This window comes from Citrobacter sp. GW821-FHT07H02, from assembly GCF_059418505.1.
Map to the genome: position 1 here is coordinate 127,379 of NZ_JBWKPZ010000001.1, position 14,521 is coordinate 141,899.

Genomic DNA, 14,521 nt, shown 5'->3' on the forward strand with positions numbered 1-14,521 from the left:
TTTCAGGATTCTTGATTTAGGTCAAAGACGGTTATTTGTAATTACAAGTTAATAGAGGGACGATTTTTATGGAGGCAGGACAGTGAGCAAACAACCGATTATCGCCGAACAAGTCGACGTGAATAAAAAGATCCCGTGTGAAAAAAGCCCGGAAGAGCAACTCGCGATCATGGAAGCCTACACCCGGGCATTTCAGTCAACGCCGGAGCGCTTTGCACGCGAAGTTCGCTGCCTGCAGGAACTCTATCCCACGCTGTTCCGCCGTCCTTTTGCCGACGATCTTATTCTCGGACGTGTCGATGCGCTACCGATTGGCTTTGGTTGCGTCACCTCGGTGGGCGGCGTTGGCCACTACTGCCATTTTGCGAAGTTAAGCCAGCTGCGTGAAACGCTGGAAACAGAAGCCCAGCGGGAGAGAGTCGATGCGCTTGAGCACTTCTGGCGCGAGCATGACACCCGTACGGTCTATTTCCGCCAGGCGCTCACCGACGACACGTTGGGCAAGTTTGTCGATGTTAACTTTCCGGCGATCGCCACCGCGCGCTTAAGCGGGATGTATCTGGATTATCCGCAGCTGATGGATCTGGGGATCGGCGGGCTGCTTTTGCGCATTGACCAACAGCAGAAACTGGCTGAAAGCGTGAAGGATGAGACGGCGGTTCAGTTGTATCACGCCTTCCGCGATGTGCTGGGCATTTTGCAGCAGGTGATTGACCGACACATTCAGCTTGCCGCAGACGAAATGATGAATTGCACGGATACCGATCGCTGTCAGCATCTGGTGCTGTTAATGAGTGAACTGGCTGCCATCCGCAATGATAAACCGGCCACCTTTATTCAGGGGGTTGAGTTGAGCTGGCTGTATAGCCTGTGTGCGGGCGTGGTGAACTATGGGCGCATGGATGACTATCTTGGGGATCTGCTGGTGGCGGATCTTCAGGCCGGAAGACTGACCGAACGGCAGGCCATTGACTGTATTCGCTCCCACTATCGTCTGATTGAAGCGCGTAAAACCACGGTGAACGGCCGCGTTGTTGTCGGCGGGAAAGGGCGACGCAACCCGAAAAATGCCGATGTCTATTGCCGCCTGGCGATTCAGGCCGTCGAAGAAAATGGCGATACGGAACCGCAATTTACATTGCGTATCTATGAGGGGATGGATAGTGCTATCTGGCAACAGGCGCTGGCGGTAATTGGCACCGGTTTGACCTATCCCATTCTGTATAACGATGACGTGAATATTCCGGCAGTGATGAATGCTATGCAGGTGCCGGAAGTGGAAGCTGAGCAGTACGTCCCCTTTGGCTGCGGCGAGTTCGTGCTGGCCGGAAGAAGCGTCGGCACGCCGAATACCTGCATGAACTTACTTAAAATTCTCAATATTTCGCTCAGCGGCGGCATTGATTTTTGGGATGGCAAAGAGAAAAGCGGTGGTGTGGCATTAATTCAGCCAGAACAGATTACCTGCTTTGATGATGTGCTCAGTAACTACCAGCGCTTACTGGATTACTACATTGACACCACGGCGCGCGCCCAGGCGTTGTCTTATCAGGTGATGAATGAGCAAGTCGGATTTTTATTCACCTCACTGCTGACGGCAGACTGCGTGGCGCGCGGTAAAGCCCTTCTTGATGGCGGCGCGCGTTACCTGGGCGGGACTAACGAAACCTACGGAAACACCAATGCAGCGGATTCCCTGACCGCGATCAAACAGGTCATTTTTACCGAGCAACGCTACAGCTACATGACGCTGATTGCGGCGCTGCAAGCGGATTTCCAGGGGTACGATGACCTGAAGCGCGCGCTGATTGCCGCAACGAAGTTCGGCAATGACGACGACGCTGCCGATGACCTTGCGGTTATGCAGCATCGCTATGTCTGCAACGGCGTGCGTGACGCGGCGAAGCGGGTTGGGCTGGACAGCTATCTGGTGGTGATCATCAACAACCAGGTGAATACCGAATGGGGACGTGCCACCAGCGCGTCAGCGGATGGGCGACACAAAGGCATTTATATGAGCAATGCCAACAACCCACAAAGCGGCGCGGATAAAAATGGCCCGACGGCGATGCTTAACTCGTTGTTGAAACTGGACGCGAAATATCACGCCGGTTCGGTACAAAACATCAAATTCAGTAAAGGGTTGTTCAACACCCGTCGCCCGCTGGTTGAGGCGTTAATGCACTCGTATTTTGAGCGGGGCGGGCCGCAACTGATGGTCAGTGTGGTGGGCAAGGGCGAACTGGAGGCGGCGTATCAGCACCCGGAAAAATACCCCAATCTGATTGTGCGAGTCGGCGGGTTCAGCGCGCGCTTCGTCAATCTGGACAGAGATGTTCAGCAGGAAATCCTCAACCGTACGCTGAACGACTGAGGTGCGCGATGAGCGAGACGGGCACGATTTTTGATATTCAGAAATTTTCTCTCCACGATGGGCCAGGGATCCGCACCACGGTATTTCTGAAAGGCTGCCAGATGCGCTGCGTCTGGTGCCACAACCCAGAATCGCTGAGAGCGGAAAAGCAACTGGCGTTTATGGAGCATAAGTGCCTGCAATGTCAGCGATGTGCTGAGGTTTGCCCGCACGGTTGCCACCAGTTTGCACAAGGGCGGCATGAGATTGACTACTCTGCCTGTCAGGCGTGCGGACGCTGCGTTGAGGCGTGCCCGGCGCAAGCGCTTAAAATCTACGGTCAGACCCGGGATGTTGACGATATCATCGCCGAGGTCATCAAGGATAAGCCCTACTTTGAGAAAACGGGGGGCGGAATAACGTTATCCGGGGGAGAGGCGATGTTCCAGTTCCCCTTTGCGTTAGCCCTTGCAAAAGCGGCGAAAGCCGCGGGTTTGCACGTCTGTATTGAAACCAACGGCGCATCGCGCCCTGAGCGCTATCGCGAGATAGCCCCCTGGGTGGATCTTTTTCTGCTCGATTATAAAATGACCGATGTGCGTGCGCATAAATCGTATACTGGTATCGCCAAACGCGTGGTGGAGACGACGCTGGAAACGCTCAATGAGATTGGCGCAAAGGTTGTCCTGCGCTGCCCGCTCATTCCGGGGTATAACTTCAATGACGAGCATCTTGCGGCGATCCGCGCGATCACCGCCCGTTACGACGCGATCCAGCATGCCGAAATATTGCCATACCATAATTTAGGGATGGCGAAACATCGTGAGCTGGGGCAGATCCCGGTTTGCACGATTGCCGTACCGGACGACGCGACCGTGGCGAAGGCTCTGGACGTTCTGAATCAGGGGGGAGGAAAAGCGGTGCGTCGGGGGTAGGGGCAGATTCCGCAAGCAGAATATTACTCGTCATACTTCAAGCTGCATGTGCGTTGGCTACGTTTGCTCACCCCAGTCACTTACTTAGGTAAGCTCCTGGGGATTCGCGCACTTGCCAACTTCCTGCAACTCGAATTATTTAGAGTATATAAAAGCGTGATTCAAAATATTTCACGATATCCTACTGTTAACCGTTTCAGCGGAAGGCGCCTTTCTTGAGCCAATTGCGTGATGGTGGTATCGTTTAGCGCTTTTTAAAAAATATCGACAACCTTTAAGGGGATTTTCGTAATGCGTATCATTCTGCTTGGCGCTCCGGGCGCGGGTAAAGGCACTCAGGCTCAGTTCATCATGGAGAAGTATGGTATTCCGCAAATCTCCACCGGTGATATGCTGCGTGCCGCAGTGAAGTCGGGTTCCGAGCTGGGCAAACAAGCAAAAGACATCATGGACGCCGGTAAACTGGTGACCGATGAGCTGGTTATTGCACTGGTGAAAGAACGCATCGCTCAGGAAGACTGCCGCAACGGTTTTCTGCTCGACGGTTTCCCTCGCACGATTCCGCAGGCTGACGCCATGAAAGACGCGGGCATCGTGGTCGATTACGTTCTCGAATTTGCCGTACCGGACGAGCTGATTGTTGATCGCATCGTGGGTCGTCGTGTTCACGCGGCATCTGGCCGTGTATACCACGTCAAATTCAATCCGCCAAAAGTGGAAGGTAAAGACGATGTGACCGGCGACGAGCTGACCACGCGTAAAGACGACCAGGAAGAAACCGTACGTAAGCGTCTGGTCGAATACCATCAGATGACCGCGCCGCTGATCGGTTACTACCAGAAAGAAGCCGAAGCGGGTAACACCCAATACGCGAAAGTTGACGGTACTCAGGCCGTGGCTTCTGTGCGTGCCGACCTGGAAAAAATCCTCGGTTAATCGCCATATCTTCACCCGGCACCCGCCGGGTGAATTTTTATACCTCTCACAGCAATTAGTTCTTCTTCCTCACTTTTCCGCTACAATTCTCCGCAATATGAATGGACAAGAGGCGGTAATGCGTCAGACGAAAACCGGTATTCTACTGGCTAACCTTGGCACTCCCGATGCCCCAACGCCTGAAGCGGTCAAACGCTATCTCAAGCAATTTTTAAGCGACAAACGCGTAGTCGATACCCCCCGGCTGTTATGGTGGCCGCTGCTGCGTGGTGTGATTTTGCCGCTGCGTGCACCGCGCGTGGCGAAACTCTACCAGTCTGTCTGGCTGGAAGAGGGCTCTCCGCTGATGGTTTACAGCCGCAGGCAACAGCAGGCGCTGGCCGAACGGCTTCCTGACACGCCTGTCGCATTGGGGATGAGCTACGGTTCGCCCTCGCTGGAAAGCGCGGTTGACGAACTGCTGGCCAATCATGTGGAAAACATTGTGGTCCTGCCGCTTTACCCGCAATACTCTTGCTCGACGGTCGCCGCAGTCTGGGATGAACTGGCGCGTATTCTGGCGGGGAAACGGCGTATACCGGCGATCTCTTTGATTCGCGATTATGCCGACGACAGCGCGTATATCGAGGCTCTGGCAAACAGTGCGCGCGCCTCTTTTGCACAGCATGGCGAGCCGGATTTACTGCTGCTCTCTTATCACGGTATCCCCCAGCGTTACGCCGATGAAGGTGACGATTACCCCCAGCGTTGTCGTGACACCACCCGCGAACTGGTTTCTGCGCTCGGCGTCGCGCCTGAAAAAGTGATGATGACTTTCCAGTCTCGCTTTGGACGTGAACCGTGGTTAACGCCGTACACCGACGAGACGCTGAAAATGTTGGCTGAAAAGGGTGTCGGGCATATTCAGGTCATGTGCCCAGGATTTTCAGCGGACTGTCTGGAGACGCTGGAAGAAATTGCGGTGCAGAATAAAGAGATTTTCCTCGAGGCGGGAGGTAAAAAATATGAATATATTCCGGCGCTTAACGATGCGCCAGAACATATCGAAATGATGGTGAAACTGACGGCGGCTTATCGCTGAGCATCATCCAGTTGCTGCATGAAGTACTGTGCACCATCGCGCAGAGCATCATCAGCGGCTTTCATCATCCGCGAGTAGTGCAGGAAGGCGTGGAGCGTACCGGGGTACATTTTGTATTCGCAGGGCTGCTGATGCGCCTGTAACGTCTGGTGCAGCAGACGGCTGTCATCAATTAAAGGATCAAACTCCGCTCCGGCAATAAAGCAGGGCGGCACATCACGCGTCAGGTCGTTGTTAAACAGGCAGTAGTACGACGACTCGCGATCGTCTGCGTCACGCAGATACGCCTGTTCATAGCTCTGTAGATCCTGACGGGTTAACCCATCCCAGTGGCCGCCAAACAAACGGCGGCTGACCGAATCCTGCAATCCATACAGTCCGTACCAGAGCAGAATTCCGACTACATCACCGCAGACAATTTGCCTGTCGCGCAACCAAAGCGCACTGGCGAGCGACAGCATGGCGCCTGCCGAATCTCCGGCAAAACCGATTTTCTGCATGTTGAGTGAGAACGTGTCCGCGTGTTGATGGAAGAACTGACAGACGGCTGTGGTCTCTTCGATCGCCTGCGGGAACCGGGCTTCCGGCGACAGGGTGTAATCAATGCCAATGACCGTACACTGGGTGTAACGCGCCAGGAGCCGCATAATCCGGTCGTGGGTGTCCAGATTGCCAAGAATAAATCCACCGCCGTGCAGGTAAAACAGAGTGGCTTTGCTCTCGGGCTGTGGAAAGTAAAGGCGCGTGGCGATCGCCCCAAACGGGGTCGGAACGGTGCACTCTTGGGTGTTCATTTCTGGCGCATCGGCGTTCCAGAACTGCCGTTCGCGGGTGTAGTGCTGGCGTTGAGCGTTGATATCGCCGTTGACGGGCCAGGGCGGCAGGTTTTCTTGCTGAAAGTTCGCCACGACGTTCATTTCCGCTGAAATGCGCTCGAGGACGGGGATTTTGTTTTCCGGTTTCATAAAACGCTCCTTGTGAAAGGAACCCATTGTAGAAACTGTCGCCCGATAAACTGCGATCCCGTCGCCCGATATTGAAACTCTGCCTCACGTCGCGCGATAAGGAGGGAATGTGCTACCATTCTTCGCTCCGTTAGCCACCCTTAAAAAACGACCATGAAATTTCCCGGTAAACGCAAATCCAAACACTATTTCCCCGTTAATGCGCGCGATCCGCTGCTGCAGCAAATTCAACCCGAAAACGAGACCAGCGCGTCATGGGTCGTGGGCATCGATCAGACCCTGGTGGACATTGAAGCCAAAGTCGATGACGACTTTGTACAACGTTATGGATTGAGTGCCGGACATTCGCTGGTTATTGAAGATGAAGTTGCGGAAGCGCTGTATCAGGAACTGGTCCGCGAGAATTTGATCACCCATCAATTTGCCGGCGGCACCATCGGCAATACCATGCACAACTACTCGGTGCTGGCCGATGACCGTTCCGTTCTGCTTGGCGTGATGTGCAGTAATATCGAGATTGGCGGCTATGCCTATCGCTATTTGTGCAACACCTCCAGCCGTACCGACCTGAACTATCTGCAGGGCGTTGATGGGCCGATTGGCCGTTGCTTTACGTTGATTGGCGAGTCTGGCGAACGCACCTTTGCGATAAGCCCTGGATACATGAACCAACTGCATGCGGACAGTATTCCGGAGTCGGTGATTGCCGGAGCCTCTGCGCTGGTGCTGACCTCTTATCTGGTGCGCTGCAAACCGGGTGAGCCGATGCCGGAAGCCACCATGAAGGCGATTGAATACGCCAAAAAATACAATGTCCCGGTGGTGCTGACCCTGGGGACGAAGTTTGTCATTGCCGACAATCCACAGTGGTGGCAGGCGTTCCTGAAAGAGAATGTCTCTATCCTCGCGATGAACGAAGAAGAAGCGCAGGCGCTGACCGGGGAAAACGATCCGCTGCTGGCATCCGATAAAGCGTTGGATTGGGTGGATTTGGTGCTCTGCACTGCCGGTCCGGTCGGTCTGTATATGGCCGGTTTTACGGAAGATTCCGTCAAGCGCAAAACGCAGCATCCGCTGCTGCCGGGCGCGATTGCCGAGTTTAACCAGTACGAGTTTAGCCGTGCGATGCGCCACAAAGATTGCATTACCCCACTGCGTATTTATTCGCATATTGCGCCGTACATGGGGGGACCGGAAAAAATCATGAACACCAACGGGGCAGGCGATGGCGCGCTGGCGGCGTTGTTGCACGATATCACTGCCAACAGTTATCACCGCGCCAGCGTGCCGAACTCCAGCAAACACCAATTCAGCTGGCTGACCTATTCGTCGTTGGCGCAGGTGTGTAAATATGCCAACCGCGTGAGCTATCAGGTACTGAACCAGCATTCGCCACGCTTAACGCGCGGTCTGCCGGAGCGTGAGGATAGTCTCGAAGAGTCGTACTGGGATCGTTAAGATCTGACCCACATGCTGTCACGTAGGCCGGATAAGGCGTTTTCGCCGCCATCCGGCAATATTGCCCGGTGGCGCTAACGCTTACCGGGCCTACAAACCGCGCCAGGCACGGGATTAACCCGTCACGACTTCGCCCGCCGGTGGCGTTTCCAGCAGTTCCAGCATGGTGCGTGCGATTTCACGCTCGCCCATGACCACCTGATTCGCACCCCGTTCGGTAATGTATTCCACTTCATCGTCATAATGCGCGCGGGCGATAATTTCGATATCCGGGCATTTTTCGCGCGCGGACGCGACAACCTCACCGGCTTCATAACCGTTTGGAATGGTCAGAAGCAGCCAGCGGGCGCAGTCCAGATGCGCCAGATTCATGATCTCTTCATTGGCGGCGTTACCTAACACCGCGCGGATCCCGCGTTCACGCAGCTCATCAACACGGGTACGCGAGGTTTCGATGACCACCAGCGGAATACCGGCCGCCATTAACTTCTCGCCCAGCAGGCTACCGACGCGGCCAAAGCCGACCAGCAGCGCGTGGTTACAGATATCCACCGGGATCTGCTTCTCTTCTTCGATGGCTTCTTCCAGCGTTTGCTCTTCGAGGGTTTCGGTTTTCGCGAGATATTTTTCCAGCAGCGCAAACAGCACCGGATTGAGCATAATGGAGAGGATCGCCCCTGCCAGAACAAGATTCTGCCCGGCTTGCGGCAGCAGATTCAGCGCCATCCCCAGCCCTGCCAGAATAAACGCAAACTCACCGATTTGCGCCAGGCTGGTGGCGATAGTTAATGCGGTACGCTGCGAGTGGCCAAACAGGCGTACGAGGAAAAAGGCGGCGACGGATTTTCCGAAAATAATGATCGCCAGCGTCGCCAGAACAGCCAGTGGTTGCTGAATCAGGATCAGTGGATCAAACAGCATGCCGACGGAAACAAAGAACAGTACGGCAAACGCATCACGCAGCGGCAACGTGTCATGCGCCGCACGGTGGCTCAGTTCTGACTCGTTCAGTACCATCCCGGCGAAGAAAGCCCCCAGCGCAAAGGAGACGTCAAACAGCTCGACCGCGCCAAACGCGATCCCCAGCGCCAGAGCCAGCACGGAGAGGGTAAACAACTCCCTTGAGCCGGTTGCTGCGCTACGCGCCATGATCCACGGCACCAGACGACGCCCGACCAGCATCATAATCGCGATAAACGCGACCACTTTACCGATGGTAATGCCCATGTCGATTGCCAGTGACGCAAAACCGACGTTGTCCTTTTCCATCATACCGGCAACGGCGGGCAGCAGAACCAGCGTCAGCACCATCACCAGATCTTCAACAATCAGCCAGCCAATGGCGATTTGCCCACGCTGACTGTCGATAAGCTGTCGCTCTTCAAGCGCCCGCAACAGTACCACGGTACTGGCGGTGGAAAGACATAACCCAAAGACGATACCGGTCATCGGCGACCAGCCCAGCACAGCGGAAAGCGCCATACCCAGTAACGTCGCCACGGCTATCTGGGCGATCGCACCGGGAATGGCGATGGCCTTTACCGCCATCAAATCCTTCAGAGAGAAGTGCAACCCCACGCCGAACATCAGCAGGATAACGCCAAGTTCCGCCAGTTCAGGCGCAAGTTTAGTATCAGCCACAAAACCAGGAGTAAAAGGACCGGCCAGAACGCCCGCTAACAGATATCCCACCAGAGGAGAAATACGCAGTTTATTGGCAAGCATGCCGAATATAAAAGCGAGCACAAGGCCACCTACAATGGTGGTGATAAGCGGTGTGGCGTGATGCATTCCGTCTCCTTTCTGGGTTGTGTTGATCCATTTTTGGTCTGGAAACCAAAATTCCAGGTAATAGTTTATGACAATTTCGATGTTTATGTTTATGAATAATTGTTGAAATTTGATGAAAAATGGAATTTAAGCAGAAAAACGCACGGATCGGAAAACGAAGGGAGCTTATGAGCAGCAAAGGCTTACAGTGACTGGAAGTGAGGGCGGCCAAAGTTTAGCTTTGGCCGCAGGAAAATCAGGCTTTATGTCGGTTATCAGGTAAGAATATGGTCAGTATCCCCAGAAGTGGCAGGAAAGCACAGATTTTGTAGACCAAATCGATACTGGTATGGTCGGCAACCAGCCCTAACACCGCCGCGCCAAGGCCGCCCATGCCAAAGGCAAAACCGAAAAACAGACCAGAAACCATGCCGATACGCCCCGGAAGCAGCTCCTGAGCATAGACCAGGATGGCAGAAAACGCAGAGGCGAGGATAAAACCAATGATCACGGTTAAAATGCCCGTCCAGTAGAGGGTTGCATAGGGTAAAAAGAGGGTAAAAGGCGCAACGCCAAGAATAGAGCCCCAAATAACATATTTTCTGCCAATCTTGTCACCCAAAGGCCCGCCAATCACTGTGCCTGCGGCAACGGCAAACAGGAAGGCAAACAGATGTATTTGCGCATTTTGTACCGATAATCCGAATTTTTGCATCAGATAAAAGGTGTAATAGCTGCTGATGCTCGCCATATAGAAGTATTTGGAGAATATCAGGATTAACAGGATGCAAACGGCGAGCACCACTTTGTTGCGTGGGAGTGGATTGATAATCGCCGCTTTAGGTTTGCCTTTACTCATCCGATGCTGCGCGGCGTACCAGCGGCTTATCTGCGCCAGCACCACAATCGCCAGCAGTGCGGCCAGCACAAACCAGGCCACATTTCCTTTGCCATAGGGGGCTATGATAATCGCAGCCAGCAAGGGGCCAAGCGAACTGCCAAAGTTGCCGCCCACCTGGAAGATCGACTGCGCGAGGCCGTGACGCCCGCCAGACGCCATACGCGCCACACGGGAGGATTCCGGATGAAACACCGATGAACCCGTGCCGACCAGCGCCGCTGCTAACAGTACCGCGCCAAAACTGCCGGCCATCGCCAGTAATACCAGACCGCTCAACGTGAAACACATTCCAATTGGCAGCGACCACGGCATGGGATGTTTATCCGTCCAGTAACCGACCACCGGCTGGAAGAGCGATGAGGTTAGCTGGAAGGTGAGGGTGATCATCCCAATCTGCATAAAGGTCAGCGAGAATTCGGACTGCAATAGCGGGTAAATCGCCAGGATCAGCGACTGGATCATATCGTTCAGTAAGTGGGAAAGGCTGATGGCGCCTAAAATGCCAAACGATGTGCGTGCCTGAGCAACGGGCGCAGACGCGCTCGTTAACGGCTGGGTTGGTTCACTCATTGCCATAGAACGTCACTTCTGTTGTTTTGGTTGCGATGTTGGAGATAGTCTGCGTTGTAATTATTACCTGACTAACATACCTGTGGATGGTGTTTGAAGGAAGTCTCAATTCTGAAAACATTTTCGGCTATTATTTCATATCATTGTAATTTCAGCGGTTGATTTTGGGTCAGGGAGAGAAGCATGAAATTTTTGAAGCGGGGTGTGGCGCTGGCCGTGTTCGCCGCGTTCGCACTGGCGAGCCAGCCTGCGCAGGCTTATGAGAAAGATAAAACCTATAAAATAACGGTTCTGCACACCAACGATCATCATGGTCACTTCTGGCGTAGCGAATACGGCGAATACGGTCTTTCAGCACAAAAAACGCTGGTGGACGGCATTCGTAAAGAGGTGGCGGAGGAAGGCGGCAGCGTGTTGCTGCTCTCTGGTGGTGATATTAACACTGGCGTTCCGGAGTCTGACCTGCAGGATGCGGAGCCTGATTTCCGGGGGATGAATCTGATTGGCTATGATGCGATGGCCGTCGGTAACCACGAATTTGATAACCCGCTTACCGTCCTCCGCCAGCAGGAAAAGTGGGCTAAGTTTCCTTTTCTCTCTGCCAATATCTATCAGAAAAGTACCGGTGAACGCCTGTTCAAACCCTGGGCTATTTTTAAGCGACAGGATCTGAAAATCGCCGTTATCGGTTTAACCACGGATGATACGGCAAAAATTGGCAACCCGGAGTTTTTCACCGACATTGAGTTCCGCAAACCCGCTGAAGAAGCCAACGTGGTGATTCAGGAATTGCAGATCAACGAAAAGCCGGATGTCATTATCGCCACCACACACATGGGGCACTATGACAACGGGAATCACGGGTCGAACGCGCCGGGCGATGTCGAAATGGCGCGAAGCCTACCGGCAGGGGCGCTGGCGATGATTGTGGGTGGTCACTCACAAGATCCGGTGTGTATGGCAGCGGAAAATAAAAAGCAGGTTGATTATGTGCCGGGTACGCCCTGCGCGCCGGACAAACAGAATGGCATCTGGATTGTGCAGGCGCATGAGTGGGGGAAATACGTCGGGCGGGCCGATTTTGAGTTCCGTAATGGCGAGATGAAAATGGTGGGCTATCAGCTCATTCCCGTAAACCTGAAGAAGAAAGTGACCTGGGATAACGGGAAAAGTGAGCACGTACTTTACACACCGGAAATCGTCGAGAACCAACAGATGCTCTCTTTGCTGACGCCGTTCCAGAATAAAGGCAAAGCGCAGCTGGATGTGAAAATTGGCAGTGTGAATAGCCGTCTTGAAGGCGATCGCAGTAAAGTCCGTTTTGTACAGACCAACATGGGACATCTTCTGCTCGCGGCGCAGATGGCGCGCACCAGCGCTGACTTTGGCGTGATGAGCGGTGGCGGTATTCGTGATTCCATTGAAGGCGGCAATATCACCTATAAAAGCGTGCTGAAGGTACAACCGTTCGGCAACATCGTGGTGTATGCCGACATGAGCGGGAAAGAGGTGATTGATTATCTGACCGCCGTGGCGCAAATGAAGCCGGACTCTGGCGCTTATCCGCAGTTCGCCAACGTCAGTTTTGTGGCGAAGGACGGCAAGCTCAACGATTTAAAAATCAAGGATGAACCTGTTGATCCGGCGAAAACCTACCGAATGGCGACGCTGAGTTTTAACGCCACGGGCGGTGACGGTTATCCGCGAATTGATAATAAACCGGGTTATGTGAATACCGGATTTATCGATGCGGAAGTGCTCAAACAGTACATTGAGCAGAACTCACCGCTGGATGCGAGTACTTACGAACCGACAGGGGAAGTGAGCTGGCAATAATGGCCGTTGTGCCGGATGGCGCTTGAGCTTATCCGGCCTACGGGGGGCACTGCGTGTAAGCTGCCATTCAGCAAAAAACAACCACGCAGCGGGTATGAATCTGTAGGCTGGATAAGACGCTTGCGTCGCCATCCGGCAAAACATTTAATCCCGGCGGGCGATATCCGCAAATTTCGCATTGAGGATCTTCGCCAGATCGCCTGCCGCGAGTTCAATATCCAGCCCGCGTTTGCCGCCTGAAACATAAATAGTGGCAAACGTCTGGGCGGGGGCGTCAATCAGCGTCGGCAGCCGTTTTTTTTGCCCCAGCGGGCTGATGCCGCCCACCAGATATCCTGTCGTACGTTGCGCCACCATCGGGTCAGCCATATCGACCTTTTTGGCGCCCAGCGCTTTGGCGACCTTTTTCAGATCTAACTGCCCGGCCACCGGTGTGACGGCAACGGCCAGCTGTTTCATGTCGCCATTCACGGCAACCAACAGTGTTTTGTAAACCTGATCGGCATTTAATCCTAATTTCCGTACCACCTCGTCACCAAAATTTGTTTCATGCGGATCGTGATCGTAGGTATGGATGTTAAACGGGATCTTGTTCTTTTCGAGTAACTTAACTGCGGGAGTCATAACGTTCCTTCTTACTACAAACGTGATATGCCATCAGAATACGTCCGAAGGTGGACGAAAAAATAGTACAATCTTGCGCAATAGGTATTGGCAGTTGCAGCAACTTTGAGCGACAATCGGAAGATCCGGACCTGAGTCCGGCATAATAATAAAGATGAAATTCCTCTTTGACGGGCCAATAGAGATATTGGCCATTTTTTTAGCGCATCAGTTCCGGTAAATTTCCTTCTCCATAAAGATGCAGCGCCCCCACCGCGACGACATACTGGCCGGGTGGCATGGCGTAGAGTTGATCCCGCCAGGCGATATTACGCTGATGCATAAGCACATCATATAACGACTGACTGAAGGTATTCGGCAGTGTGAGATCGTTATTTTGCGGCGGTGTTTTCAGCCACCAGCTCATCATCTGCTGCAGCAACCTGGCGTTGGTATGCCAGTGCGCCAGCGTATCGTTCAGCAACGCCAGACCGTTATCGGGCAGCTGGCACAGAAGCGCTATCTGGCTGGACGCCCCTTCCAGCTCAATAATGGATTTTTGTGCCTGCTTCGCCGCCTGCAGCAATTGGTAATCAATACCATATTCAGCGCGCAATCCCAGCTGTTGCGCCTGAGTGGCCTGTAAGACCATGGCGATTTGCCACAGCGGCTGGGTTGAGAAAAGAGACGCAGAGATCCCCAGTTCATCGGTGACTTTATGCAGATGACGCAACTGCTCTTCGCTGATACGTTCTTCCAGCGCGGCAAACGTGGGGAGATTCACAAACGGGGTATCGTCGCCGGAGACATCGGCTTCGACGATCAACGCATCGGCCTGTCTGAGCTTTTTCAGTAATTTAGCGGGGAGGGGAGCCATATCGCGACTGCCCATATGGATACTGCCGACCAGATGAAAATGACGATTACCGGGCAAGACAACGTCGATGGCAGGCCAGGTATAATGGTTACCGCGCAATGCGCGCCAGAACGATTTTACCCAGTACATCAGATCCATACGACCTCCCTTAGTAGAACTCCATGCTAGCGCGTGGTCCGGGAAGGTGCAATGCGTGAATTGCCGGATGGCGATGCTTTGGCGTCGCCATCCGGCAA

General features: G+C 53.8%; 11 protein-coding genes. 6 read left to right on the forward strand and 5 right to left on the reverse strand.

What is annotated here, in order from left to right:
* Positions 1-82 precede the first annotated feature (82 nt).
* From AC07NP_RS00610 to hemH, 4 genes are all read left to right on the forward strand, one after another.
* A complete protein-coding gene (locus AC07NP_RS00610; RefSeq protein ID WP_494659252.1) occupies positions 83-2,374 on the forward strand; it encodes a pyruvate formate lyase family protein in 2,292 nt (763 codons plus the stop codon).
* Between the two features lie 8 nt (positions 2,375-2,382).
* A complete protein-coding gene (locus AC07NP_RS00615) occupies positions 2,383-3,288 on the forward strand; it encodes a glycyl-radical enzyme activating protein (protein ID WP_494659253.1) in 906 nt (301 codons plus the stop codon).
* Positions 3,289-3,579: 291 nt separating this feature from the next.
* Positions 3,580-4,224 carry an adenylate kinase gene (adk, locus tag AC07NP_RS00620; protein WP_276292543.1) on the forward strand — a complete coding sequence of 215 codons (645 nt, stop codon included), beginning with the start codon at positions 3,580-3,582 and terminating at the stop codon, positions 4,222-4,224.
* A 118-nt stretch (positions 4,225-4,342) separates the two neighbouring features.
* Positions 4,343-5,305, forward strand: coding sequence for a ferrochelatase (gene hemH, locus AC07NP_RS00625; RefSeq protein WP_203358628.1), 963 nt, complete (start codon positions 4,343-4,345; stop codon positions 5,303-5,305).
* On the opposite strand, the gene aes is transcribed toward hemH, so the two are convergent.
* On the reverse strand, positions 5,296-6,270 hold the full coding sequence (gene aes / locus AC07NP_RS00630; protein ID WP_494659254.1) for an acetyl esterase: 975 nt from the start codon (positions 6,268-6,270) through the stop codon (positions 5,296-5,298). The genes hemH and aes overlap by 10 nt on opposite strands.
* A 153-nt stretch (positions 6,271-6,423) precedes the next feature.
* Between aes and AC07NP_RS00635 the strand changes: the two genes are divergently transcribed.
* Positions 6,424-7,728 carry an inosine/guanosine kinase gene (locus tag AC07NP_RS00635; RefSeq protein ID WP_494659255.1) on the forward strand — a complete coding sequence of 435 codons (1,305 nt, stop codon included), beginning with the start codon at positions 6,424-6,426 and terminating at the stop codon, positions 7,726-7,728.
* Between the two features lie 114 nt (positions 7,729-7,842).
* On the opposite strand, the gene ybaL is transcribed toward AC07NP_RS00635, so the two are convergent.
* Positions 7,843-9,519 (reverse strand): YbaL family putative K(+) efflux transporter, encoded by a 1,677-nt coding sequence (gene ybaL / locus AC07NP_RS00640; protein ID WP_494659256.1) that lies wholly within the window; start codon positions 9,517-9,519, stop codon positions 7,843-7,845.
* A gap of 235 nt (positions 9,520-9,754) precedes the next feature.
* Positions 9,755-10,975, reverse strand: a complete 1,221-nt coding sequence (locus AC07NP_RS00645; RefSeq protein WP_494659257.1) for an MFS transporter — start codon at positions 10,973-10,975, stop codon at positions 9,755-9,757.
* 177 nt (positions 10,976-11,152) lie between these two features.
* Here AC07NP_RS00645 and ushA point away from each other — a divergent pair, with 177 nt between their 5' ends.
* The gene (gene ushA, locus AC07NP_RS00650; protein ID WP_494659258.1) at positions 11,153-12,805 is read left to right on the forward strand and encodes a bifunctional UDP-sugar hydrolase/5'-nucleotidase UshA; all 1,653 of its coding nucleotides are present in this window, start codon (positions 11,153-11,155) and stop codon (positions 12,803-12,805) included.
* 144 nt (positions 12,806-12,949) lie between these two features.
* Here the strand turns inward: ushA and ybaK are convergent, their stop codons facing one another.
* Together ybaK and AC07NP_RS00660 are read right to left on the reverse strand one after the other, a co-directional pair.
* Entirely contained in the window at positions 12,950-13,429 is a 480-nt protein-coding gene (gene ybaK, locus AC07NP_RS00655; RefSeq protein ID WP_494659259.1) for a Cys-tRNA(Pro)/Cys-tRNA(Cys) deacylase YbaK, read from the reverse strand.
* A 199-nt stretch (positions 13,430-13,628) separates the two neighbouring features.
* Positions 13,629-14,423, reverse strand: coding sequence for a TraB/GumN family protein (locus AC07NP_RS00660; protein WP_494659260.1), 795 nt, complete (start codon positions 14,421-14,423; stop codon positions 13,629-13,631).
* Between the last annotated feature and the right edge of the window lie 98 nt (positions 14,424-14,521).